Genomic DNA, 23,787 nt, shown 5'->3' with positions numbered 1-23,787 from the left:
CCATGACGCGCCGTGACGAACTCCTGAACCTGGCGGCGGCGATGATCGCCGAGCGTGGCCTGCGCGCCACCACGGTGCGCGACATCGCCGACGCCGCCGGGATTTTGTCCGGCAGTCTGTATCACCATTTCTCCTCCAAAGAGGAGATGGTCGATGAGGTGCTGCGCGACTTCCTGGACTGGCTGTTCGCCCGTTACCAGCAGATCGTGGACAGCGAAACCGATCCGATGGAGCGCCTCAAGGGGTTGTTCCTGGCCTCGTTCGACGCGATCGAGCATCGACACGCCCAAGTCGTCATCTACCAGGACGAAGCCAAGCGGCTGTCGTCCCACGAGCGGTTCTCCTACGTCGACGAACGCAACCGGCAGCAACGCAAGATGTGGCTCGACGTACTGGCGCAGGGTATCGAAGCGGGATGTTTCCGGCCCGACCTCGACGTTGACCTGGTGTACCGCTTCATCCGCGACACCACCTGGGTATCGGTGCGCTGGTACCAACCGGGTGGTCCCTTGACAGCCGAAGAAGTCGGCAGGCAATACCTCGCCATCGTGCTGGGTGGAATTACCAACGAAGGAGTCTGAAATGGCCGCACATGTCTCTGAGGCGTACGTCATCGACGCTGTTCGCACCGCCGTCGGCAAACGCAACGGGTCATTGGCCGGTATTCACCCGATCGACTTGGGTGCGTTGGCCTTTGGTGGTCTGCTGGACCGCGTCGGTGTCGACCCCGCCGCCGTCGACGATGTGATCACCGGCTGTGTGGATGCCATCGGCGGCCAGGCCGGCAACATCGGCCGGCTCGCGTGGTTGGCGGCCGGCTTCCCCGAGGGAGTTCCCGGGGTCACCGTTGACCGGCAGTGCGGTTCGTCCCAGCAGGCGATCTCGTTCGGCGCGCAGGCGATCATGTCGCGCACCGCAGACCTGATCGTGGCCGGTGGCGTGCAGAACATGAGCTGGATCCCGATCTCGTCGGCCATGGTCGTCGGCCAGCAGTTCGGCTTCACCTCGCCCACCAACGAGTCGAAGAAGTGGCTGGAGCGCTACGGGGACGAGGAGGTCTCGCAGTTCCGCGGCGCCGAGATGATCGCCGAGCGCTGGGACATCTCCCGCGAGGACATGGAGCGCTTCGCGCTGCAGAGCCACCAGCGGGCGTTCACCGCGATCGCCGAGGGCCGTTTCGACAACGAGATCATCCCGGTCGACGGTTTCCGGGTCGACGAATGCCCGCGGGAGTCCACGCTGGAGAAGATGGCCGGCCTCAAGACACTGGTCGAGGGCGGCCGGCTGACCGCCGCGGTCTCCAGCCAGATCTGTGACGGGTCGGCGGCGGTGTTGCTCGCCTCAGAAAGCGCAGTACAGGCGCACAACCTGAAGCCCCGTGCACGCATCCACCACATCAGCGCCCGTGGTGACGACCCGGTGATCATGCTGACCGGCCCGATTCCGGCCACCCGCTACGCGCTGGAAAAGACCGGTCTGAGCATCGACGACATCGACGTCGTGGAGATCAACGAGGCGTTTGCTTCGGTGGTGCAGGCCTGGATGAAGGAATTCCCGATCGACCCGGCGAAGGTCAACCCCAATGGTGGGGCGATCGCGCTGGGCCACCCGTTGGGGGCTACCGGGGCCAAACTGTTCACCACCATGCTGAACGAGCTGGAGCGCACCGGCGGTCGATACGGTTTGCAGACGATGTGTGAGGGCGGGGGCACGGCTAACGTCACGATCATCGAGCGGCTGGACGGCTAAAATTGGGCGTCATGGAAACACCGGCTCGGACGGCACCACGGGGGCGCCGGATTCGCGGTCTCGACGCTGATCAGCGCCGCGCTCAGCGGCGTCAGCAACTCCTGGCCGCAGCGTTCGAATTGTTTGCCCGAGACGGCTACCTCAATACGTCGATCGAGCAGATCTGCCAAACGGCCTACGTTGGCAACAAGGCCTTCTACGAACTGTTCGACAGTAAGGAAGACTGCTACCTGGAGCTGATGAACGAGATCAGCGACCGCATCGAGGCAAGGGTCGAGGAGGAGTTGCTGCACAGCGCTCCCGACGAGACCGAAGAGGCGACGGTGCGCCGCGTTCTTACCGTGTTCGCCCATGAACTGGTCGTCGATCCCCGGGTGGCGGTCGTTGCGTTCCGGGAAAGCGCCGGAATCTCGCCGCGGGTCGAGGCGCAGCGGCGGACGAACCGTCGGTGGGCCGCGGGCTTCATCGAGTCGTTCTGGCGCAGCAAGGCCCAAGCCGGTGACGTCGTCGACTATCGGCCGATGGCGGTAGCCACCGTCGGGGGACTCTTCGAGATCATTGCTGATTTCCTGCACCAGACCGATCCGCCGCGATCGATGGACGACCTCACGCGCGACCTCACCCTATTCTTGATCACGGTCACCAACGGGATCCATCTGCCGGCCCAAGCCAGCTGAACCCCGCCGTCGTCGAATCAGCCCACCAGCCCGGCGATGATGTCGTCGACCGTTCGTTGCGCGAGCGCGTCCAGGTCGGGGCGGGGGGCGCCGCGTAGCGGCCCGCGCAGGGCCAACTCGGCGAATCCGTGCACTGCCGACCAGCACGGCCACTCCGCGCCCGCGCGCCGGTGCGGTTGCAGCACGCCGGCATCCGTCATCGCATCGAGTGCGTCGACCAGCGCGCGAAACGGTGGTGGGACGCCGTCATCGTCGACTGCGGTGACCCCGGAGCCGAAGAATGCCACGGTGAACCACCCGGGCTCATCCAACGCGAATCCGATGTAGCCGAGCCCGACCGCGCGGAGCTGATTGCGTGCCCGGTTCGCCGCGGTGCCGCGTCGGCTCACCGAGGGGAGCATGCGCGCGGCCATCCGGTCGCCGATGGCGATCGCGACCGCCCTCAACAGTGCCTCGCGGTCGGCGAAGTGCCGGTATGCGGCGTTGGGGGAGACCCCGACGCGCCGGGTCGCCTCCCGGACGGTGAGCGCCTCTGGGCCGCCGAGCCGGGTCAGCTGCAAACCGGCGTCGATCAGCGCCGCGCCCAGGTCGCCGTGGTGATAACCGGTCTTTGTCGCAGTCACCTCTTGACAGCTCCCTCGGGTTCAAGTGTACGGTGTGAACATAGTCAATGTAGACGCCGTACACATAACAATGGGAGTTTTCGCCGATGACAGATTTCACGGCGCCGCCGGTGGTGGATCACCAGACCTGGCAACGCGAACTTGACGCGTTGCGCGTCCGGGAGAAGGCGGCCACCCGCGAACTCGACGCGATCGCCGCGCTGCGCCGGCGCCTGCCGATGGTCGCCATGGACGACTATGTGCTCGAGGGCGAGAGCGGGCGGGTTCGCCTGCCCGAGGTGTTCGAGGGCAAGAGTCAACTGATCGTCTATCACCACATGTGGTCACCGGGCCAGGAATGGCAGTGCCCGGGATGTACCGGCTACACCTCACAGTTCACCCGACTCGACTTCCTGGACGCCTATGACGCACGGTTCGTGATTGTCACGCAGGGGCCCATCGACGAGGCGATCGCGTACAAGCGGCGGGTCGGCAACCAGATGGCCTGGTACAGCACCGCCAACAGTCCGTTCGGTACCGACGTCGGGGTGCCGCCAGGTGGCCAGTTCGCGGTGAATGTCTTTCTGCGCCAAGGCGATGCGGTCTACCGCACCTGGTGCACCAACCACCGCGGGGTGGAACAGCTCAGCCACATATTCCCGCTGCTGGATGTGCTGCCCTACGGGCGCCAGGAACAGTGGCAGGACTCGCCCGAAGGCTGGCCGCAAGGCCCCACCTACAGTCGCTGGGCCAGCTCGCCGCAGATCGCCCAGCTATACGGCGTCAATTCGTAGTGTCCCCAACCCATCCCAACAGAAGGAGAATGATGAGCACGACCAAGACCGGCCTGAAGACGATCAACCTGGTGTGCGTGCCGACGCCCGAGCAGGACAAGGCGGTGGCTTTCTATGAGTCGCTGGGCTTTGAGAAGCGCACCGACATCGAGATGGGCGGTGGCTACCGGTGGATCGAGGTCTACCCGCCCACCGGCTTGGCCGGCATCGCCCTGGCCCCGCCGCCGCCGGAGAGCGGGCCGGTCGAACCGACCGACACCGGCATCGTTCTGAACACCGATGACATCGATGCCACCCACGCCGCGATGGCCGAACTCGGTGTCGACGTCGATGCTCAAGTGGCGCGGATGGGGGACCCGGTTCCGCCGATGTTCTGGTTCCGCGACCCGACCGGGCACACCCTGATGGTGGCGGAGGCCTAACCCTTGCGCCGAGTGTGAATCTCGCGACGCCGCTGCGGCGGGTCGCGTCGTGAGATTCACACTCAGCGGGCTGTGGAGTGCTGTCGGGGTGGATTGACGTCCGGTAGCACGCTGTGGGCATGACAGAACTGGACTGGCCGTTCCTTGGGGTCGAAGCATTGGCTGCCAAGATGATTCCCGAGCGGGCGATGCGGACGCTCTACGAACCGATCTACCCAGGTGTCTACGCCCCATGGGGCATCACGCTGACCGCGCGGCAACGGGCGTGCGCGGCCTGGCTGTGGTCGCGGCGGAGGGGAATCGTCGGCGGTAACTCGGGTGCAGCGCTGCTGGGGTCCAAGTGGGTGAGCCCTGAACTCGACGCGGAACTGGTGTACGTCAATCGCAAGCCACCGCCAAGGCTTGTCGTTCACACCGACACCCTGAAAGCCGGTGAGGTGATAGCCGTCGACGGGATGGCGGTAACTAGCCCGGCCCGGACGGCTTTTGACATCGGACGGCGAACGCCGTCGAGGGTGCTTGCCGTCGCGCGCGTCGACGCACTGGCCAATGCCACCGGTATCGGGATAACCGACGTCGAGGCCGTCATCGCCGCGCATCCGGGAGTGCGGGGCTTGAATCGGCTGCGACGAATCCTGCCGCTGGTCGACGCCGGCGCGGAATCGCACCAAGAGAGCCGCACCCGGCTGGCGCTCATCGACGCGGGCCTGCCGCGCCCGGAGACCCAGATCGTGGTGTACGACGAATACGGCGGGTTCGTGGCGCGAGTCGACATGGGATATCGGGAATTGAAGGTCGGCATCGAGTATGACGGCCCGCAGCATTGGACCGACCCGAAACAGCGGCAGCGCGACATCGACCGTCAGGTGGCGCTGGCCGAGCAGGGTTGGCTGATCATTCGGGTCAGTGCCGAGCTGCTCCGCTACCGGAAGGCGACGCTGATCGCTCGGGTAGCGGACGCGATGTACGCCGCTGGCTGGGCCGGCCCCGGCGTGGGTGTGGAATTGGCGACGCTTCCGCGGCGTGTTGCGTCGTGAGGTTCACACTCGGGGTTAGGGCTGGATGTGGGACGCCGCAGCCTGCAGGTGCTCGACTGCGTCGTCGACGATCGAGTTAATCAGCTCCGCGCAGGACGGCAGGCTGTCCAGGATGCCCGCCACCTGGCCCGAGGCCAGCACGCCGGCTTCGGTGTTGCCTTCCACCAGACCGGCTTTGAGCAACATCGGAGTGTTGCCGGCCATCAGCAGCTGCGACCAGGTGAGTTCCTTGCCGTGCCGCATCGCCAGTCCGTCTTTGACCATGGCCGGCCAGCTCATCTGCGACATCTTCTTGAACTTCGCCGCGTTGCGGATGGCAGCGCTGAAACCGCGTGCCCGTGAGCCGCTTTCGAGCTTGTTCACCAGTTCGGTGCGCAGCACCCGATGCGGCATGCCGTCGACCCGGGTGGAAACCACGGTGCCGTTCAGGTCGGCGGCCAGGTAGCGCTGCTTGACCGCGTCCGGAACGGTGGAGTCGCTGGTCAGCAGGAACCGGGTGCCCATCGCGACGCCGGTCGCGCCATAGGACAGCGCGGCGGCCAGGCCGCGGCCGTCGAAGAAGCCGCCGGCGGCGATCACCTGAACTCCGGTGCCGGCTACCGCGTCGAGCACCGACGGCAACAGCAGCGTGGTGGCGACCGGGCCGGTGTGCCCGCCGCCCTCGCCGCCCTGCACGATCACCGCGTCGGCTCCCCAGGACGCCACCTTCTTGGCGTGCTTGGCCGCACCGACCGACGGGATCACCACCGAGCCGGCCTCTTTGAGCTTGGCGATCAACTCGGCCTTGGGGGCCAGCGCGAACGACGCCACCTTGACACCCTCGCGGATCATCAGATCCACCCGGTCGCCGGCATCGGCTCCGTCGGCGCGGATGTTGACCCCGAAGGGCTTGTCGGTGCTGGACTTCACCTTGGCGATCGCGGTGGCCAGCTCGTCGATCGTCATGGTCGCCGAGGCCAGGATGCCCAGCCCGCCGGCATTGGCGGTGGCCGAGACCAGCCGGGCGCCGGCCACCCAGCCCATCCCGGTCTGCACCACCGGGTGTTCGACGCCGACCAGCTCGGTCAGCGGGGTCTTCAACCGGCTCATGCTCGTACTTCTTTGTCCCGCAGCGACTTCGGGTCGATGACCTCGCGGATCAGCCGCAGCTCCTCGACCGTGGGCTCCCGGGTCACCGCGGCCTCGCCCAAGCCGTGCACCTCGAACGCGGTGTTCTCGGCGACCTCGTCGGCGGTGACCCCGGGGTGCAGCGAGACCGCGCGCATCTGATGCGACGGACCGCCGAAGTCGAATACCCCGAGGTTGGTCACCACGCCGCCCAGGTTGAAGAAGCGGAATGCCGGGTTGGCCGGGTCGACCTTGTCGTAGCCGATACCCGAGACGATGTCGACGGTCTCGCAGAACACCCGCGACGAGTGCGCGCCCACCCAGTAGCTGGTGGTGTGGTTGATGGTGTTACCGGGCGCCCCGCGAACTCCGAACATCTGCCGGGTGGGCTGCTGCAGCGGGCCGAACGCGCTCAAGTTCTGGTTGCCGTAGCGGTCGATCTGGTTGGCGCCCATGATCACATGGCGCCGGCCCCACGACAGGGTTTCGAAGACTCGGTTGAACGGCATCCACCCCTCCAGCGGCCCGACCTTGCCGATCGCCGGGGTGTCGGCCAGGATGCGGGCCTCCCCGTCGGTGAGCACCAGGTCGGGGGAGAAGGTGAGACGGGCGAGGCGGGCGCCGACCGAGGGCACCGTGGCCATGGGTGAGGCCATGATCTCGCCGGCGTCGCGGAACAGCTCGGCGCAGGCGACCGCGCAGATCTCGGCGCGAGTGGGTGAATCGGTCATGCTTGTGCCTCCGCTCCGAATGCCTTGACCGCAGCCTGGTAGTCGTCTTCGCTGCCGGACAGGTAGGTGGCCTTGAATTCCGCCCAGGTCTCGTCGGACTTGGCGGCTTCGGCGTAGTGCCGCTGGAACTTCTCGTCGCGGCCGTAATCGGCTGCGCCAATGGTGAAGTGAGCTCCACCCGGGGCTTCGACCACCTTGTCCACCATCATCCGGTTGATCACCTGGGTCTGCGGTGACGTGGTGGCGATCAGCTCTTCGGTGGGCACGATCTTTTCCACCGACAGGAAGCGGCGCTGCGCCGACATCAGGAACAGGTCGTCGAAGTACGGGTCGATGCCGGTGTAGGCGGCGTTGCCGCGCTCATCGCCGAGGTTCATGTGCACGAACGCGGCGTCCAGGTTCAGCGCCGGCATCGCGACCAGGGTCTCGTGACCGCCCTCGACGGGGTACGGAGAGGTGACGGTCTTGAGCTCACCCTCCCAGAAGTCGATGACCGAGCTGCCCAGCCCGGCGCGAATCGGCAGGAACGGCAGCCGCTGGGCGGCGGCCTGCAGTCCGCAGCGCAGCATGCCCTCGTCCATCTCGCGGGCCTCGATCGCCCCGGTGGTGCGGGCACGCGAGAACCACGGGTCGTAGAACGGGGGAGAGTCCAGCGAGACGAAGCCGTAGTAGGCCCGGCGCACCTTGCCCGCCGAACACAGCAGTCCCAGATCCGGTCCGCCGTAGGTCACTACGGTCAGATCCTTGACGTCGGTACGCAGCATGGCGCGGACGAACGCCATCGGCTTACGGCGCGAGCCCCAGCCGCCGATGCCGATGGTCATGCCGTCGCGCAGTTCGGCGACGGCGTCGTCGAGGGTAGTGACCTTGCTCATTTCTTGGCGCCCTTCTCGGTCCCGGCGAATGCGTCGCGGTGCTCGTCGGCCACGCCGGCGAGGTTGAGTTCGAAGGTGAAGCCCTGCTCCATCCGGTAGCTGGAGTTGACCTTCTGCACGTCGATGAGGTTGAGGGCTTCCTTGGCGGCTCGGATCACCCGGGTGTCCTTGGACGCGATGTCGCGGGCCACCCGCAGCGCGGCCTCGTCGAGCTCAGCCCGCGGCACCACTTCGTGCACCGAGCCGTAGTTGGCCAGGACCGAGGCGGGGACGGTGGCTGCGGTGTAGAACAACCGGCGCATCATGTGCTGCGGCACCAGCCGGGACAGGTGGGTGGCCGCGCCCAGCGCGCCGCGCTCCACCTCCGGCAGCCCGAACTTGGCGTCGTCGGAGGCCACGATCACATCGGCGTTGCCGACCAGGCCGATACCGCCGCCCACGCAGAATCCGTTGACCGCGGCGATCACCGGCACCGCGCACTCGTAGACGGCCTTGAACGCCGCGAAGCAGCCACGGTTGGCGTCGATCAGGGCGGTGAAGCCCTCGGTGGCCTGCATCTCCTTGATGTCCACGCCGGCGTTGAAGCCGCGGCCTTCGGCGCGCAGGATCACCGCGTGGGTGTTCATGTCCTTGCCGGCGGCGGTGATGACGTCGCCGAGTTCGAACCAGGCGCGGGAGGGCAGGGCGTTGACCGGTGGGAAGTCGACGGTGACCGCGACGATCCCCGGTTCGACGGTGGTGGATGTGATCGGCATGGGCGGACTTCCCTGTCGTATTGGGGTCTTTGGACACCTATAGCTGCCTAAGCAAGCACTTGCTTGGTACGCTAGCACAGTGTCTGACTCTGCGGCTGCCGCGATCAACCTCGGATTGACCGGCAAGGTGGTGCTGGTGACCGGTGGAGTGCGCGGCGTCGGCGCGGGCATCAGCGCTGTCTTCGCCGACCAGGGCGCAACGGTGTTGACCTGCGCCCGACGCCCGGTGGACGGCCTGCCCTATGAGTTCCATTCCTGCGACGTCCGCGACGACGACGCGGTGAAGGCCCTGATCGAAGCGATCGTGGCCACCCACGGCCGGATCGACACGATAGTCAACAACGCCGGCGGATCCCCCTTCGCGTTGGCCGCCGACGCGTCGGCCAACTTCAGCCGCAAGATCATCGAGCTGAACCTGCTCAGCACCCTGCTGGTGTCCACGCACGCCAACGCCGTCATGCAGACCCAGGACAGCGGAGGCTCGATCGTCAACATCACCAGCGTCAGCGGCCACCGGCCGTCACCGGGCACCGCCGCCTACGGCGCGGCCAAGGCAGGAGTGGATAGCCTGACCACGTCGCTGGCCGTCGAATGGGCGCCGAAGGTGCGGGTCAACTCGATCGTGGTCGGCATGGTCGAGACCGAGCAATCCGAATTGTTCTACGGCGACGCCGAATCAGTGGCCGCCGTCGGCGCCACCGTGCCACTGGGCCGGTTGGCCAAGCCATCTGAAATTGGTTGGACCGCAGCGTTTTTGAGTTCCGATCTGGCGTCCTATGTCAGTGGCGCCAGCCTGACCGTGCACGGTGGCGGCGAGAACCCCGCCTACCTCGACGCATCCAGCGCTAACAAATAAGGAGAGAACACTGATGGGACTTCTCGACGGCCGCGTGGTCATCGTCACCGGAGCCGGCGGCGGAATCGGGCGGGCGCACGCGCTGGCCTTTGCCGCTGAGGGCGCCCGGGTGGTGGTCAACGACATCGGCGTGGGCCTGGACGGCTCACCGGCCGGTGGGGGCAGTGCCGCCCAGGGCGTGGTCGACGAGATCGTTGCAGCCGGCGGGGAGGCCGTCGCCAACGGCTCCAACGTCGCCGACTGGGCCCAGGCGGAGCAGCTCATCCAGACCGCGGTCGAGCAGTTCGGCGGGCTCGACGTACTGGTCAACAATGCCGGCATCGTGCGCGACCGGATGTTCGCCAACACCAGCGAAGAGGAATTCGACGCCGTCATCGCCGTGCACCTCAAGGGGCACTTCGCCACCATGCGGCACGCCGCCGCCTATTGGCGGGCGCAATCCAAGGCCGGCGAAACGGTGGATGCCCGGATCATCAACACCAGCTCCGGCGCCGGCCTGCAGGGCAGTGTCGGGCAGGCCAACTACTCGGCCGCCAAGGCCGGTATCGCCGCAATGACGCTGGTCGCCTCGGCCGAGATGGGCCGCTACGGCGTCAGGGTCAACGCGATCGCCCCGTCGGCGCGGACCCGGATGACCGAGACCGTCTTCGCCGACATGATGAACACCCAGGACCAGGCCTTCGACGCGATGGCCCCGGAGAACGTCAGCCCGCTGGTGGTCTGGCTGGGCAGTGTCGAGTCGCGTGAGGTGACCGGCAAGGTCTTCGAGGTCGAAGGCGGCAAGATCCGGGTTGCCGAGGGGTGGGCGCACGGCCCGCAGGCCGACAAGGGCTCTCGCTGGGACCCCGCCGAGCTGGGTCCGGTCGTCACCGATCTGCTGGCCCAGTCGCGGCCGCCGGTGCCGGTGTACGGAGCCTGAGCCGCGGGGGACTAAAAGTCACAATGCATGGACCTGCGGCGTTATACGCGGGCGTCAATATTGTGATACTTACTTAGCCAGACACCGAAGCGTTGCGGCCCGCCCTTCATCGGGCCCTGCGTGTCAGGGTGAGTTGAGTCCAACGGTTCATAGCAATCCGCTTGCAGGGCGAGATACGGATCAACTCGAAGATGACGATTTCCAGCCTGGCGACCGCCGGGGAGAATGCGGCCATGGAATCCAGTGGCCCTCGTGCCGACGGCCCGCAACGGCGGCGCTCGTTCAGTCCCGCCGACAAGCTCGCGCACCTGGCTGCCTACGAGCAGGCCTGCACCACCAACGATGGCGGTGCTTACCTGCGTCGTGAGGGCCTGTACTCCTCGCTGATCAGCGAGTGGCGCAAGCAACGCGACGCTGGCGTCCTTGAGGGCAAGCCGGCCGGGGCGAAGGTCGGCAAGCTGACGGCCGAGCAGGCCGAGATCGCCCGGCTCAAGCGGGAACTCGCTCAAACCAGCAAACGGTTGGCCACCACCGAGGTTGCCTTGGAGATCATGGGAAAAGCACACGCGCTCTTGGAAAGCATCTCCGAGAGCGCGGAGCAGCTCGACAAGCCGACCAAGCCCTGATGGACGCCTGGACCGACCTGCGCGGCCATGGGATCACCACCCGCAAGGCGGCGGCGTTGACCGGCATGCACCGCTCGACCGCGATCCGCCGCGCCAAACCCGTGCCGCCGCGTGATCCGGTGATGCGGGCGCCGGTCAACAAGCTCACGCCGGCTGAATGCGCACGAGTCCTCGCCGAGCTCAACAGTGCCCGGTTCGTTGATGCCGCCCCGATGCAGGTGTGGGCCACCCTGCTCGATGAGGGCACCTACCTGTGCTCAATGTCGACCATGTACCGACTGGTGGACGCCAATAACCAGATCAAGGAACGGCGCCGCCTGGCTCGGCACCGCAAGGCGGTCTGCCCGGAACTGGTGGCGACCGCACCGCGGCAGGTCTACTCGTGGGACATCACCAAACTGCGGGGCCCGGTCAAAGCGGTCTACTACGACGCCTACGTGATGATCGACATCTACTCGCGCTACATCGTCGGGGTGCACGTGCACGCCCGCGAATGCGGGGTGCTGGCCAAGGAGATGATGGAGCAGATCTTCGGCACCTACGGCATCCCACACGTCGTGCACGCTGATCGGGGCACCTCAATGACCAGCAAATCCGTGACGAGCCTGCTCGATGATCTGGGCGTGACCCGCTCGCATTCACGACCGAAGGTCTCCAACGACAACCCCTACAGCGAATCCTGGTTCAAGACACTCAAATACGCGCCGACGTTCCCGGAGCGCTTCGAATCCATCCATCACGCAAGAGATTTCATGGGCACGTTCGTCAACTGGTACAACCACGAACACCACCACAGTGGCATCGGCCTGCACACCCCCGCTGACGTGTTCTACGGCCTGGCGGCCGCCAAGGACACCCAGCGCCGCGTCGTGCTCGCCGGCGCCCGAGCACGCCACCCGCACCGGTTCGGCCGCGACACCGCACCCAAGATCATCGACCTACCCCAGGCCGCCGCGATCAACCCACCAAAACCTGCCGAACAGGAGGACCAGACGGCAGCCGCCTAACACCCACTGGACTCAAACACCTTGACAAATTCCGGGGAAGCAACGTAATCTTTCACCTGTTCTTAGGTGACGCCGTGTCCCGTGTATGCCCTGCTGGAGGTCTTGTGTCGGTGCTCGAGGTGGACGACCACCCACCCGCGGCAGTCCGACGTCGGCGGCACCCGCATCCGGGCGAGGGCATGCCGGACTTCGCGTGGCCGACCTTCGGGCTTGCGTTGGGAGCACTGGCCGTTTTCGTACTGGTGGTGCTCGGCACCATCGACGGATTCCTGCCGGCCTGGGCGGCGATACCGTTGAGCACCGCAGTCACCTATGTGATGTTCTCGGTGGCACATGAGGCCTTGCACCGCTCGTTGTGTTCGGTGCGCTGGGTGAACACGGTGGTTGGGCGGCTGGCTTGGCTGTTCGTGATCTTGCCATTCTCACTGCCGGCCTTCGGGTACGTCCACGGTGAGCATCATCGGCATACCAACGACCCCGATCGCGACCCGGACATGTTCGCCACGCACGCACCGGTCTGGCAGTTGCCATTCCGCTGGGCGCTGATCGACCTTTTCTACGCTTCCTGGTACATCCGCAAACTGCGGCGGCGGGTGCACCATGGCTGGCGTCGCCCGGTGGCCGAGATCTCCGAAACGGTGCTACTGTCCTCGTTCGCAGTAGTGGGTATCGGTGCGGCAATTGTCACTGATCATTTCTGGACTCTTGCGGTGATCCTGTTGATCCCGCAGCGCATCGGCATCTTTATCATTGGGTGGTCCTTCGACTGGCTGCCGCACCACGGGCTCGAGGAGACCCAGCGCGGGAACCGGTATCGTGCCACGCGCCTGCGGGTTGGTACGGAATGGTTGTTGGCGCCGTTGATGCTGTCGCAGAATTACCACCTCATCCACCACCTGCACCCGTGGTTGCCGTTCTACCGTTACCTGCAGGCGTGGCGACGTAACGAGGACCTCTACTTGGAGCACGACGCCGCCGTCACCACCGTGCTCGGCCGGGAACTGAACGCCGAGGAATACCGGCACTGGCAGCTGTGGGCGCAGGTCGAGCCCGAGTCCCGCATCGCCTGACACGTCGCGGGGCAACGTCGCCGCGTCAGGTGTTTCGCGCCGCCTCTTGAGCGAGTTGCAAGCGGGAAGAGATATTGAGCTTGGTGTAGATCCGGTTCAGGTGCGAATGCACCGTACGGGGCGAGACGCTCAGCTGTGTAGCGATCTCCTTGTCGCGGAGACCGGCACTGATGAGCCGGACGACATTGCGCTCGGCCGGAGTCAGCGAGGCCCAACCGCTGAACGGGCGTTTGGATTCGCCCTTCCCCGTTCGGTCGTGGCGGCATGCGTACGCAATGGCCTCAGCCGTCGACAGCGCATTGCCCTGAGCCCAACGACGATCAAAGTCGTTCTGCTGCATCGCTTCTTGTAGCGAGTTGACGGTGGCATCGTATTCGGCGTCGTAGACCTTGGCGCGGACTGCGCCGGTGCGACTACGGGCGCCCGCTGCTGAGCCGAACAGCCGTGCTGCGTCGTGGTGCCGCCCAGCGGCCGCTGCCGCCGTTGCCAGCAATTCGATCAGATCTGGGGCAGCCAAAGTTGCCTCGGTGTCCGCCGCGATGGCCAGCGCGTCCCTCGTGTCTCGCTCGACCTGCTCAAAGTCACCTTCAGCCAAGGCCACCCGGCCACGTATCTCCAGCAGCAATATCCGATGGATACCCGAACCCACCGACAGCGCCTCGTCCGCCCAACGGCGCGCCGCGGCCAGGTCACCGGATGCCAGTGCTGCGCGAGCGACCGGATTGCCGTTTATTGCCAGCAGTTGGGGCAGTGCGCATGCTTGGCACGCCGCATCAGCAGCGCTGAGCGCGCCGGCCACATCACCGTCGGCCAGAAATGCGTCTACCACGGCACCGAGGCCGATCGCGCGGTGGAAGTCGATGAGTTCGACGGCGGCCCCGACACACGCTTCTGCTGCCGCGTGCGCCCCGCGGATATCCCCCTGGCAGGCAAGGGCTGCGGCCAGGACAGTCAGACTCTGGGAGCTGAACAGCGGATCGCCTGCGGCCTCGGCCTCCATCGCCACCTGCCGGGCCTGATCGACTGCCATCGGGAACTCTGCGCGATGAAGGTGCGCCAATCCCAGGCAGAGGCGGCACAGTCGCGCAACCGACCAGTCACCGACCGCGTCGGCGAGGACCGCTCCTTTCTCAGCGGCGAGCCGCATCGTTGCGAGGTCCCCGGCCACGAACGCCGAATACGCCTGCACGCCATATATCTGGCTCAACCGCCAGTCGTCGTTGAATGCCGGGGACAGCGCGATGGCCTGCTCGAAATAGGGCAGGGCGAGTTCGGGACTGTAGCTGCAGGTGAAGCCGCAAGCGGCCAGCGCCCAAGCGAGCAGTCCTGGTTCGTCGAGATCCCGTGCGATCGAGACGGCTTCCTCTGCATGTCGGGCCTGCCCGTAGTTTCCGATCAACGCGTCGAAGATCGCTTTGTCCGCGAGCGCGCGGGCACGAACGCCCGGCGCCATCGTGGCGCTGACGGCGAGCACGGCATTGAACCATGCCAGCCCTTCCATGGTCTGGCTATGGATCCACAGCGGGAACAACGACGACGCGAGACGTGCGGCAAGGTTGATGTCGCCGTGCTGGCGGCTCCAGGTGAAGGCGGCCCTGAGGTTGTCGATCTCCAGTTCCGCCTGCTCCATGTGCCACCCGTATCCGGCGGTCACGTCGGAACCGAACACGGCTGTGTAGTGATCACGGTGGCGTGCCTGGATGGCCTCGGATTCCCCAGACTGCTCAAGTCTTTCCAGGGCGTACTGCTGCACGGTCTGCAGCAGCCGGAAACGCGTCGATTCCCCGGTGCTGTCGGCTATCACCAGCGATTTGTCTACCAGCGAAGTGAGTAAGTCGATGATCCGCCCGCGCGGCAGGTCAGTGCCGCCGGCGACGGCGTGGGCGGCATCAAGGTCGAACCCGCCCCGAAATGGCGCCAAACGGCGAAACACCACGCGCTCGGGTTCGCTTAACAGGTCGTGCGACCAGTCTTCGGAAGCCCGCAGGGTCTGCTGGCGCGGTACCACGGTGCGCGCCCCGCCGGTCAACAGTTGGAAGCGCTCACTCAATCCATCCGCAATTTCGGTAAGTGACAACGCCCGAATCCGTGTCGCGGCAAGCTCGATGGCCAATGGCACCCCGTCCAGGCGCCGGCAGATCTCGGCTACCAAGGCAGCATCGTCGTCGGTGTTGGTGAAACCCGGCCGGACCAGCCGAGCGCGCTGCCGGAACAGCTCGACCGCCTCGTCGCCCAGCGAGAGCGACGGGGTCTTCCAGGTCACTTCGCCTGCCACCCTGATGGGTTCGCGACTCGTCGCCACGACGGTCAGCTCTGCACCGGCGGCTAACAGGATGGCGGTCAGCTGCGCGCATGCGTCCAGTAGATGCTCACAATTGTCGAGCACCAGCAGCAGTTGCCGGTCTGCGATGAAGCGCACCAGAGCATCAAGCGGGGAGCGGTCTGGCCGTTCGGGCAGGCCCAGCATGTGTGTTACTCGCTCGGGTATCAGGTCTGGATCAGTGATCGGCGCCAGGTCCACGCACCATGCCCCGTCGCGGTACCGGCAGGCCAACTCGTCCGCCAGTTGCAGCGCCAGCCGGGTCTTGCCAACTCCGCCGGTGCCGGTCAGCGTCACCAGACGGTTGTCGGCAACCAGACGCCGCAGCTCGGCCAACTCGACTTCGCGCCCGACAAAACTCGTCAGCGGCGTCGGAAAATGTGGCTCCGCCAGCGACATTCCGGTTCGTAAGGGTGGAAAGTCGCTGGCAAGGTCGGGGTGGCAGAGCTGTGCTACGCGCTCCGGAAACGGAATGCCGCGCAGCCGATGAACGCCCAGATCGATCAGCCAAGTCTCCGAGGGCAGCAGATCCGTCAACGATTGCTGGGCGGTCTCGGACAAGACCGTCTGACCGCCATGGGCCAGGTCGCATAACCGCGCGGCGCGGTTCACCAGGGATTCGGGGTACGGGCCCGGTTCACCGGCCGGCGCCTCGTCGGAATGCACCGCGATGCGCGGTCGGATCGGTGCCGAAGGAGTGCGCTGCAACGCGATAGCGCATGCCAGAGCGTCACCGGCTTCGGCGAACCCGGCGGCGAGCCTGTCCCCGTAGTCCTGCTTCATCAGGCGGACACCGTGGTGGGCGGCAACCGACTCGGTCAGCGTGCGCTCCAGCCACGAGTGGGTGGTCGATAGCGACTCGGTCCCGGGCTGCCAGTGTGGCCGTGGGTCCCCGCCATCGACCACCAAGACCGTGCGCGCTATGGCGGACGGGAAATCTGCCTCGCTTGCGTTCGACAAGATGTACCGTCCCCTAAAGGTCACAATGCTCGCGCAAGAGGCCAGCCCTCCTTTTCAGGATGGATAACTTGCGCAGCGGTATTTCTTGTCTCCCGACCATTACGTATTTGTACCGATACTTCCCGGGGTACGCCACCGTAGTAATTGGGCGCTTTGCCGCCGATGCTGTTTGCTGCGTGCTGTCGGACAGTGGCAGGGACGGGCTGGACCTACTTGGCGGATGTCGGGCTAATTGCGCTCGGCCGGTCGAGGGCCGCGGCGGTAACGATAAGGGCGGCGGCCTGAATCGCGTCCAGGAACCTCGTCGGTTCTGCTGCCGAGCACAGGGATTTCCCGAGGTAGATCGCCGGTCAGCTGTTGCGGGCCGCCTCCCGGGCGAGGTGCACGCGGGAGGACACTCCGAGCTTGCGATAGATGCGGGTGATGTGGGTGTCGACAGTCCGGATCGAGAGAAACAGCTGTGCGGCGATGTCCTTGCTGCGCAGTCCTTGCCCGACGAGTAGGGCGACGTTGAGTTCGGCCTGGGTCAGTGCGGCCCAGCCGTCTTTCGGCCGGTCCCGCTCGGTGCGAACTCGGGAGGCATTCACGACCGCCTCGGTCCACCGGGATCACAACGACGCGCCGAGCAGGTCGTCAAATACCGCGACCGGGAACTGCAGGGCCGCCGCACCGACGTCGTCGGCACCGGCCCGGATCGCGTCGAGGAATATCGTCGTATCCCCGCTGAGCAGAGCTTCCCAGACGTGGAAGATCGCCATTTGCGGCGCGGTGATCACGTCGCGCACGTCGACGAAGAGCTCGGTGAGCAGGCCCGGGTTTTCGGCAACCGGCTGCCCGTTCCAGCTGACCAGCGTCCAGCCGTCCTCCGGGTTGCCGCGGACCTCGATGACGCCGGTGAAGGGCAGCAGCTCACCGGTGGTCAGCGCTTCGTTGAGGATGATGCCGAAGTCAGGATTGTCGACGTTCATCAACGTCCAGAACACCATCGACCCTTCGTGGGTGAACACCGCATCGGTGTCGCCGCCGTCGCTGCCGGCATAGATCGCGGCAACGGCGTCAGAGAAACGATCCTGGAAAACCATCCCGTTGAAATCCGAGGAACCCAGCTGCGGAACGAAATACAGACCGAGCGCCCACAGCATCGGGGCTGCGGCGTACAGCACCGCCCCCACCGGCAGCCCACCGACGTTCACCGGCAGATCCGCAAGAAGACCGGCGTCGATCTCGTTGAGTCCGGCCAACTCGTGCACGGGCAGGCCCAGCAGCTGGGCCAGTGGATCCGCGGTCTCCTGCGCCCGGGTCATGATCGAGGAGTAGATACCCGTGATGTGGTCACCGGCCAGCAGATCGGCGACGTTGCGCGCCTGCTGTTGGCCGAGTTCGGTGAGCGGGGGACCGGGAACCTCGTTGTTGATCACCAGGTTGTCGCCGGCTTGCCCGTGCCGGACGAACTCCAGCGTGATCGATTCGGCAGCCCATGCCGCCGGGGCTGCGAACAACACGACGACCGCGGGAAGGGCGGCTGCCCCGTACCGCAGGCGCCGCGAATCCCGGATCACCGGCGGCCCTAGGGTTCGCAGATGACGATCGGGATCTCCCGGTCGGTCCAGGCCCGGTAGTTGACGAAGTCGGGGTACATCTTGTCGAGCTTGGGCCAGTACGCGGCCCGCTCGGCCTCGCTGGCGTCGCGGGCACGCAGGATGAGCACCTCGCTGCGGATCCGGAATGACACCTGCGGGTTGGCCTTGAGGTTCAGGTACCACATCGGGTTGGTGGCACGCCCGCCCTGGGAAGCCACCAGGATCACCCGGTCACCTTCGCGCAGGAACAACAGCGGGGACTCCCGCGGCTGACCGGATTTGCGTCCGGTGGTGGTGAGGATGCCGACCTCGGGAACCTCACCGAAATGCTTTGTGCCCAAACGCCACTTCCCGCCGACCCGTCCACCGGTTGCCTTGTAGGCCCAGGTGTTTGCCCGCGACATCCACTTGATCACCGTCCCGGTGACCGGCGAATCCAGCGACTTCGGCTTTTCTGGTGTGTCTGGGTTGCTCACGGGCTCACTCTAACGGTGGATGAACGGACGAATCCCCGCGCGGATGTGGTGGATGACCGCGGTGCCGTCCGGGCTGTCGGCAGGGATCCGGAAAACCTCGTCGACATGCGAGCAGACCCGAACCCCGAACAGCGACGGCTTGGTGATGATGTCGTAGACCGCCCGCACGTCATCGCCTTCGATGCTGTACTTCGGCAGCGTGGCCGCCGAGATCAGCCGGAACTGCGGACCGCGGTTGAGGCTGCGTCGCAAATGATTTCCCGAGAAACCGGTCTTGAGTCCGACCTCGATCCGGACGCAGTCCGGGCTGAACCGAACCGCCGAAGCGTCGTGACTGACCAGCGCGTCGATGTAGGCCTGTGCCGCCGCGATGCGGTCGTTCTCCGGAACTGTAGTCATTTGTGGGCCACTAGATGCGCTCGATGATGGTGCCGGTGGACAGCGCTCCGCCGGCACACATGGTGATCAGCGCGGTGGACTTGTCGGTGCGCTCGAGCTCGTGCAGCGCCGTGGTGATCAGCCGGCTGCCGGTGGAACCCACCGGATGGCCCAGCGCGATCGCCCCGCCGTTGACGTTGACCCGGTCCATATCCGGCTTGTGCACCGCGGCCCAGGACAGCACCACCGAGGCGAATGCCTCGTTGATCTCGACCAGGTCGATGTCACCGATCTTCATCCCGGCCTTCTCCAGCACCCGCGCGGTGGACTGCACCGGGCCGTCCAGGTGGTAGTAGGTCTCCGAGCCGACGTTGGCCTGGCTGATGATCCGGGCCCGCGGCCGTAGGCCCAGGGCTTTCGCCTTGTCCTCGTCCATCCACAGCACCGCGGCGGCGCCGTCGGAAATCTGCGACGAGGTGCCGGCGGTGTGGATACCGCCCTCCATGACGGGGTTCAGCGCCGCCAGGCCCTCGGCCGTGGTGTCGCGCAGGCCCTGGTCGCGGCTGACGATGTTCAGCTCTGCGGTGGGTTGCTTGTTCTCATCGATCACCGGGGCCTCGATCGGGGAGATCTCCCGGTCGAAGCGGCCCTCGGCCCAGGCCTGCTTGGCCAGCTGCTGGGACCGCAGTCCCAGGGCATCCACGTCGGCGCGGGTGATGCCCCGGCGCTTGGCGATCCGCTCGGCCGCCTCGAACTGGTTGGGCAGGTCGATGTCCCAGGACGCCGCGCGGGCGCCGCCGCCGTTCGCGCCCAGCGGCACGCGGCTCATCGCCTCGATACCGCAGGCGATGCCGATGTCGATGGCACCGGCGGCAATGAGGCCGGCGATCAGGTGATTGGCCTGCTGTGCGCTGCCGCACTGGCAGTCGATGCTGGTGGCGCCGACGTGCTCGGGCAGCCCGGCCACCAGCCAGGACTGCCGGGTGACGTTGTTGCCCTGCTCGCCGAACTGCGTGACGCAGCCACCGATGACCTGCTCGACGCTGCCGGCGTCTATCCCGGCCTTCGCGACCAATGCCTTCTGCACCGCCCCCAGAAGTTCGGTGGCGTGCAGGCCGGACAACCAGCCATTACGTTTACCGATCGGGCTGCGGGTGGCTTCGACGATGACAGGATTACCCATGCGGCCAGGCTAGAACACGTTTCATTAGTCTGACAAGCGACGATGCAGCACCGCCTTTGATCTGCGGTCGGGCCGTGTTTCAATGGTCGCAATCAGGCACTAGACGGCGTTGTACTTGCTCCATCGTTCATGCTCCATAGTTCAAGCGTCGTCGAACACACAGTTACCTACCGAACACCCTAGGAGTAGACACATGGGCTGCCCCGCCATCCCCAGCGACTTCGACTTCCTCGACTCCGAGATGAGCCTGAAGGGCCTCCCCGTTCAGGAACTCGCTGAGCTGCGTAAGTCTGAACCGGTGCGCTGGGTCGACGTTCCCGGCGGAACCGGAGGCTTCGGCGACAAGGGCTACTGGCTGGTGACCAAGCACAAAGACGTCAAGGACGTCTCGCTGCGCAGCGAGGTCTTCTCCAGCGCGATGAACGGCGCGATCCCGGTCTGGCCGCAGGAGATGACCCGTGAGGCGGTCGACCTGCAGCGCGCGGTCCTGCTGAACATGGATGCGCCGCACCACACCCGGCTGCGCAAGATCATCTCCCGCGGCTTCACCCCCCGCGCCCTCTCGCGGCTCGAGGACGAGCTGAAGGCGCGGGCGCAGAAGATCGCCCAGACTGCCGCGGCGTCCAACACCGGCGACTTCGTCGAGCAGGTGTCCTGCGAGCTGCCGCTGCAGGCCATCGCCGAACTGCTCGGTGTGCCCCAGGACGACCGGGACAAGCTGTTCCGCTGGTCCAACGAGATGACCGCCGGCGAGGACCCGGAGTACGCCGACGTCGACCCGGCGATGTCGTCGTTCGAGGTCATCACCTACGCCATGAAGATGGCCGAGGAGCGGGGCAAGAACCCCACCGACGACATCGTGACCAAGCTGATCCAGGCCGACATCGACGGCGAGAAGCTCAGCGACGACGAGTTCGGCTTCTTCGTCATCATGCTGGCGGTCGCCGGCAACGAGACCAGCCGCAACTCGATCACGCACGGCATGGTTGCGTTCTCGCAGAACCCCGACCAGTGGGAACTGTTCAAGCGGGACCGGCCGCAGACCGCCGTGGACGAGATCATCCGTTGGGCCACACCGGTTTCGGCATTCCAGCGTACGGCGAGCCAGGACACCGAGATCGACGGCGTCAAGATCAAGGCCGGTGACCGCGTGGTGATGTCCTACCGTTCGGCCAACTTCGACGAGGAGGTGTTCGACGACCCGTTCACCTTCAACATCCTTCGTGACCCGAACCCGCACGTCGGCTTCGGCGGCACCGGCGCGCACTACTGCATCGGCGCCAACCTGGCCCGCCTGACGATCAACCTGATCTTCAACGCGGTCGCCGATCACATGCCCGACCTGAAGCCGATGGGCGACCCAGAGCGGCTGAAGTCCGGCTGGCTCAACGGCATCAAGCACTGGCCGGTCGACTACTCGGGTGCGTGCCCGGTCGCGCACTGAGCTGACTGACCGCGTCGACGAATCAAGGAGGATTCGGGTGGATTTCACACCGAACCCGGAGCAGCAGGCTGTCGCCGATGTGGTGACCTCGGTCCTGGACCGTGACAACAGCTGGGAGGCGCTGGTCTCCGGCGGGGTTGCGGCGCTGGGCGTGCCCGACCGACTGGGCGGCGACGGCTTGGGCCTCTCGGAACTGGCCACCGCCCTGACCGAGATCGGCCGTCATGGCACCATCGGTCCGGCGCTGGCAACACTGGGCCTGGGGTTGATTCCGCTGCTGGACCTCGCGTCCGAGGCTCAGCAGGACCGGTATCTGTCGGGGGTGCCCACCGGAGCGGTGCTCTCGGCCGCGCTGAACGAGCCCGGCCGGCAGCTGCCGGAACACCCCAAGACCAGCTTCGCCGGCGGAAAACTCAACGGCACCAAGACCGGTGTGCCCTACGCCGAGACCGCGGCGTGGCTGATCGTCACCGCTGACAAGGCGGTGGTGGTCGTCGCCCCGGACGCCGACGGCGTCACGGTCACCAAGACACCGACCTCCAACGGATCCGACGAATACGTGGTGACCTTCGCCGATGTCGCGATCGAGGACGCCGACGTGCTCGACGGCGCCAGCGTCGCCCGGGTCAACCAGCTGGCGCTGGCAGCCACCGGGGCCTTCGCGGCCGGACTGGTGGCCGGCGCCCTGCGGCTGACCGCCGACTACGTGGCGACCCGCGAGCAGTTCGGCCGTCCGCTGTCGACCTTCCAGACAGTGGCCGCGCAGCTCTCCGAGGTTTACATCGCCTCGCGGACCATCGCTCTGCTGTCGACCTCGGCGATCTGGCGGTTGGCCGAAGGCCTTGATGCCGACGAGGATCTGAACATCCTGGGCTACTGGCTGACATCGCAGGCTGCACCGGCCATGCGACTCTGCCACCACCTGCACGGCGGTATGGGCATGGACATCACCTACCCGATGGATCGCTACTACTCTTCGATCAAAGACTTGACCCGGCTGTTGGGTGGTCCGGTGCACCGCCTCGATTTGGTGGGAGCGTAAATGTTCATCGACCTGACGCCCGAGCAGCGGGCGCTGCAAGCCGAACTGCGCGAGTACTTCTCGACCCTCATCACGCCCGAAGAGGCGCAGGCGATGGAGTCGGATCGGCACAACGAGGCCTACCGCGCCGTGATCAAGCGGATGGGCAGCGACGGTAAGTTGGGCGTCGGCTGGCCCAAGGAGTACGGCGGCCTGGGTTTCGGTCCGGTGGAGCAGCAGATCTTCATCAACGAAGCCAACCGGGCTGACATCCCGTTGCCGATGGTCACCCTGCAGACCGTCGGCCCGACGCTGCAGGCACTCGGCACCGAAGCGCAGAAGAAGAAGTTCCTGCCTGGAATTCTCTCCGGCGACGTACATTTCGCGATCGGATACTCCGAACCCGACGCCGGTACCGATCTCGCCTCACTGCGTACCACCGCGGTCAAGCACGGTGACGAGTACATCGTAAACGGTCAGAAGATGTGGACCACCGGCGCCCACGACGCCGACTACATCTGGCTGGCCTGCCGGACCGACCCGACCGCTGCCAAGCACAAGGGCATCTCGATTCTCATCGTCGACACCAAGGATCCCGGATACTCCTGGACGCCGATCATCCTGTCCGATGGGGCCCACCACACCAACGCGACGTACTACAACGACGTCCACGTGCCCGCCGACATGCTGGTCGGCGAGGAGAACGGTGGCTGGAAGCTCATCACCACCCAGCTCAACCACGAGCGCGTCGGTCTGGGTCCGGCTGGTCGGATCGCCGGCATCTACGACCAGGTACACCACTGGGCGTCCAAGCCCGGCTCGGACGGCGTTACGCCGATCGAGCACGACGACGTGAAACATCTGCTGGCGCAGATCAAGTCGATCTGGCGTGTCAACGAGTTGCTCAACTGGCAGGTGGCAGCCTCTGGTGAGAACATCGCCGTCGCCGACGCCGCGGCCACCAAGGTGTTCTCCACCGAGCGAATCCAAGAGGTCAATCGCCTCGCCGAGGAGATCGTCGGCAGATTCGGCAACCCGGCCGACCCCGAGACCGCCGAAGTCCTCGTCTGGCTGGACAAGATGGCCAAGCGCAACCTGGTGATCACCTTCGGCGGCGGCGTCAACGAGGTCATGCGCGAGATGATCGCCGCCTCCGGCCTCAAGGTTCCGCGGGTGTCACGATGAGTCGAGGAGAGGT

At 66.0% G+C, this 23,787-nt stretch carries 24 protein-coding genes; 13 read left to right on the top strand and 11 right to left on the bottom strand.

The features are described 5' to 3' along the window. Positions 1 to 2 precede the first annotated feature (2 nt). Genes kstR2 through BN4346_RS43345 form a run of 3 tightly spaced genes read left to right on the top strand, consistent with a single transcriptional unit; the run spans position 3 to position 2,426 of the window. Positions 3 to 581: a TetR family transcriptional regulator KstR2 gene (gene kstR2 / locus BN4346_RS43355; protein ID WP_067976338.1), complete on the top strand. Its 579-nt coding sequence runs from the start codon at positions 3 to 5 to the stop codon at positions 579 to 581. Position 582: 1 nt separating this feature from the next. Beyond that, a complete protein-coding gene (gene fadA6, locus BN4346_RS43350) occupies positions 583 to 1,749 on the top strand; it encodes a steroid 3-ketoacyl-CoA thiolase FadA6 (RefSeq protein WP_067976336.1) in 1,167 nt (388 codons plus the stop codon). Between the two features lie 11 nt (positions 1,750 to 1,760). Continuing rightward, entirely contained in the window at positions 1,761 to 2,426 is a 666-nt protein-coding gene (locus tag BN4346_RS43345) for a TetR/AcrR family transcriptional regulator (protein WP_067976335.1), read from the top strand. A gap of 17 nt (positions 2,427 to 2,443) precedes the next feature. On the opposite strand, the gene BN4346_RS43340 is transcribed toward BN4346_RS43345, so the two are convergent. Then, positions 2,444 to 3,049, bottom strand: a complete 606-nt coding sequence (locus BN4346_RS43340; RefSeq protein ID WP_067976333.1) for a TetR/AcrR family transcriptional regulator — start codon at positions 3,047 to 3,049, stop codon at positions 2,444 to 2,446. 86 nt (positions 3,050 to 3,135) lie between these two features. Between BN4346_RS43340 and BN4346_RS43335 the strand changes: the two genes are divergently transcribed. From BN4346_RS43335 to BN4346_RS43325, 3 genes are all read left to right on the top strand, one after another. Further along, the gene (locus BN4346_RS43335) at positions 3,136 to 3,822 is read left to right on the top strand and encodes a DUF899 domain-containing protein (RefSeq protein WP_067976331.1); all 687 of its coding nucleotides are present in this window, start codon (positions 3,136 to 3,138) and stop codon (positions 3,820 to 3,822) included. 32 nt (positions 3,823 to 3,854) lie between these two features. Beyond that, positions 3,855 to 4,244: a VOC family protein gene (locus BN4346_RS43330; RefSeq protein WP_067976417.1), complete on the top strand. Its 390-nt coding sequence runs from the start codon at positions 3,855 to 3,857 to the stop codon at positions 4,242 to 4,244. 119 nt (positions 4,245 to 4,363) lie between these two features. Continuing rightward, a complete protein-coding gene (locus tag BN4346_RS43325; protein ID WP_067976330.1) occupies positions 4,364 to 5,281 on the top strand; it encodes an endonuclease domain-containing protein in 918 nt (305 codons plus the stop codon). A gap of 15 nt (positions 5,282 to 5,296) precedes the next feature. Here BN4346_RS43325 and ipdC read toward each other — a convergent pair whose 3' ends face one another. Genes ipdC through echA20 form a run of 4 tightly spaced genes read right to left on the bottom strand, consistent with a single transcriptional unit; the run spans position 5,297 to position 8,749 of the window. Beyond that, entirely contained in the window at positions 5,297 to 6,370 is a 1,074-nt protein-coding gene (ipdC, locus tag BN4346_RS43320) for a (3aS,4S,5R,7aS)-5-hydroxy-7a-methyl-1-oxo-octahydro-1H-indene-4-carboxyl-CoA dehydrogenase (protein ID WP_067976328.1), read from the bottom strand. Then, positions 6,367 to 7,119 (bottom strand): cholesterol ring-cleaving hydrolase subunit IpdB, encoded by a 753-nt coding sequence (gene ipdB, locus BN4346_RS43315; protein ID WP_067976326.1) that lies wholly within the window; start codon positions 7,117 to 7,119, stop codon positions 6,367 to 6,369. The genes ipdC and ipdB overlap by 4 nt, the downstream gene beginning before the upstream one ends. Continuing rightward, entirely contained in the window at positions 7,116 to 7,994 is an 879-nt protein-coding gene (gene ipdA, locus BN4346_RS43310) for a cholesterol ring-cleaving hydrolase subunit IpdA (protein ID WP_067976324.1), read from the bottom strand. Before ipdA ends, ipdB begins: the two co-directional genes overlap by 4 nt. Next, positions 7,991 to 8,749 carry a (7aS)-7a-methyl-1,5-dioxo-2,3,5,6,7,7a-hexahydro-1H-indene-carboxyl-CoA hydrolase gene (echA20, locus tag BN4346_RS43305; protein WP_067976322.1) on the bottom strand — a complete coding sequence of 253 codons (759 nt, stop codon included), beginning with the start codon at positions 8,747 to 8,749 and terminating at the stop codon, positions 7,991 to 7,993. Before echA20 ends, ipdA begins: the two co-directional genes overlap by 4 nt. A gap of 79 nt (positions 8,750 to 8,828) precedes the next feature. Here echA20 and BN4346_RS43300 point away from each other — a divergent pair, with 79 nt between their 5' ends. The 4 genes from BN4346_RS43300 to BN4346_RS43285 all read left to right on the top strand — a co-directional run bounded on the left by BN4346_RS43300 (position 8,829) and on the right by BN4346_RS43285 (position 13,227). After that, positions 8,829 to 9,605, top strand: a complete 777-nt coding sequence (locus BN4346_RS43300) for an SDR family oxidoreductase (protein ID WP_067976320.1) — start codon at positions 8,829 to 8,831, stop codon at positions 9,603 to 9,605. A gap of 13 nt (positions 9,606 to 9,618) precedes the next feature. Next, a complete protein-coding gene (locus BN4346_RS43295) occupies positions 9,619 to 10,524 on the top strand; it encodes an SDR family oxidoreductase (RefSeq protein WP_067976318.1) in 906 nt (301 codons plus the stop codon). 233 nt (positions 10,525 to 10,757) lie between these two features. Further along, positions 10,758 to 12,157 (top strand): IS3 family transposase gene (locus tag BN4346_RS43290; protein ID WP_407695161.1). Its coding sequence is split into 2 segments (ribosomal slippage): positions 10,758 to 11,099 and positions 11,102 to 12,157, totalling 1,398 coding nucleotides; the frame shifts between segments, so codons are not numbered across the junction. A 119-nt stretch (positions 12,158 to 12,276) separates the two neighbouring features. Next, positions 12,277 to 13,227, top strand: a complete 951-nt coding sequence (locus BN4346_RS43285; RefSeq protein ID WP_154677670.1) for a fatty acid desaturase — start codon at positions 12,277 to 12,279, stop codon at positions 13,225 to 13,227. Positions 13,228 to 13,252: 25 nt separating this feature from the next. On the opposite strand, the gene BN4346_RS43280 is transcribed toward BN4346_RS43285, so the two are convergent. The 6 genes from BN4346_RS43280 to BN4346_RS43255 form a co-directional block, all read right to left on the bottom strand. Next, positions 13,253 to 16,507, bottom strand: coding sequence for a LuxR C-terminal-related transcriptional regulator (locus tag BN4346_RS43280; protein ID WP_078058818.1), 3,255 nt, complete (start codon positions 16,505 to 16,507; stop codon positions 13,253 to 13,255). Between the two features lie 350 nt (positions 16,508 to 16,857). Further along, positions 16,858 to 17,094, bottom strand: coding sequence for a response regulator transcription factor (locus BN4346_RS43275; protein ID WP_067976313.1), 237 nt, complete (start codon positions 17,092 to 17,094; stop codon positions 16,858 to 16,860). Positions 17,095 to 17,115: 21 nt separating this feature from the next. After that, positions 17,116 to 18,066, bottom strand: a complete 951-nt coding sequence (locus tag BN4346_RS43270) for a histidine phosphatase family protein (protein WP_067976311.1) — start codon at positions 18,064 to 18,066, stop codon at positions 17,116 to 17,118. Positions 18,067 to 18,074: 8 nt separating this feature from the next. After that, on the bottom strand, positions 18,075 to 18,563 hold the full coding sequence (locus tag BN4346_RS43265; RefSeq protein ID WP_067976309.1) for a nitroreductase family deazaflavin-dependent oxidoreductase: 489 nt from the start codon (positions 18,561 to 18,563) through the stop codon (positions 18,075 to 18,077). A 9-nt stretch (positions 18,564 to 18,572) separates the two neighbouring features. Then, positions 18,573 to 18,962, bottom strand: a complete 390-nt coding sequence (locus BN4346_RS43260) for a hypothetical protein (protein ID WP_067976307.1) — start codon at positions 18,960 to 18,962, stop codon at positions 18,573 to 18,575. Positions 18,963 to 18,972: 10 nt separating this feature from the next. After that, positions 18,973 to 20,124 carry a steroid 3-ketoacyl-CoA thiolase gene (locus BN4346_RS43255; protein WP_067976304.1) on the bottom strand — a complete coding sequence of 384 codons (1,152 nt, stop codon included), beginning with the start codon at positions 20,122 to 20,124 and terminating at the stop codon, positions 18,973 to 18,975. Positions 20,125 to 20,317: 193 nt separating this feature from the next. Here BN4346_RS43255 and BN4346_RS43250 point away from each other — a divergent pair, with 193 nt between their 5' ends. Genes BN4346_RS43250 through fadE29 form a run of 3 tightly spaced genes read left to right on the top strand, consistent with a single transcriptional unit; the run spans position 20,318 to position 23,774 of the window. Beyond that, on the top strand, positions 20,318 to 21,568 hold the full coding sequence (locus BN4346_RS43250) for a cytochrome P450 (RefSeq protein WP_067976303.1): 1,251 nt from the start codon (positions 20,318 to 20,320) through the stop codon (positions 21,566 to 21,568). A gap of 37 nt (positions 21,569 to 21,605) precedes the next feature. Then, entirely contained in the window at positions 21,606 to 22,610 is a 1,005-nt protein-coding gene (locus tag BN4346_RS43245) for an acyl-CoA dehydrogenase family protein (RefSeq protein ID WP_067976291.1), read from the top strand. Next, positions 22,611 to 23,774 (top strand): acyl-CoA dehydrogenase FadE29, encoded by a 1,164-nt coding sequence (gene fadE29, locus BN4346_RS43240; RefSeq protein ID WP_067976289.1) that lies wholly within the window; start codon positions 22,611 to 22,613, stop codon positions 23,772 to 23,774. The last annotated feature ends 13 nt before the right edge of the window (positions 23,775 to 23,787 follow it).

The organism is Mycolicibacter icosiumassiliensis (genome assembly GCF_900078685.2).
In the GTDB taxonomy this organism is placed as follows: domain Bacteria; phylum Actinomycetota; class Actinomycetes; order Mycobacteriales; family Mycobacteriaceae; genus Mycobacterium; species Mycobacterium icosiumassiliensis.
This window is presented reverse-complemented; position numbering and strand designations above follow the sequence as displayed.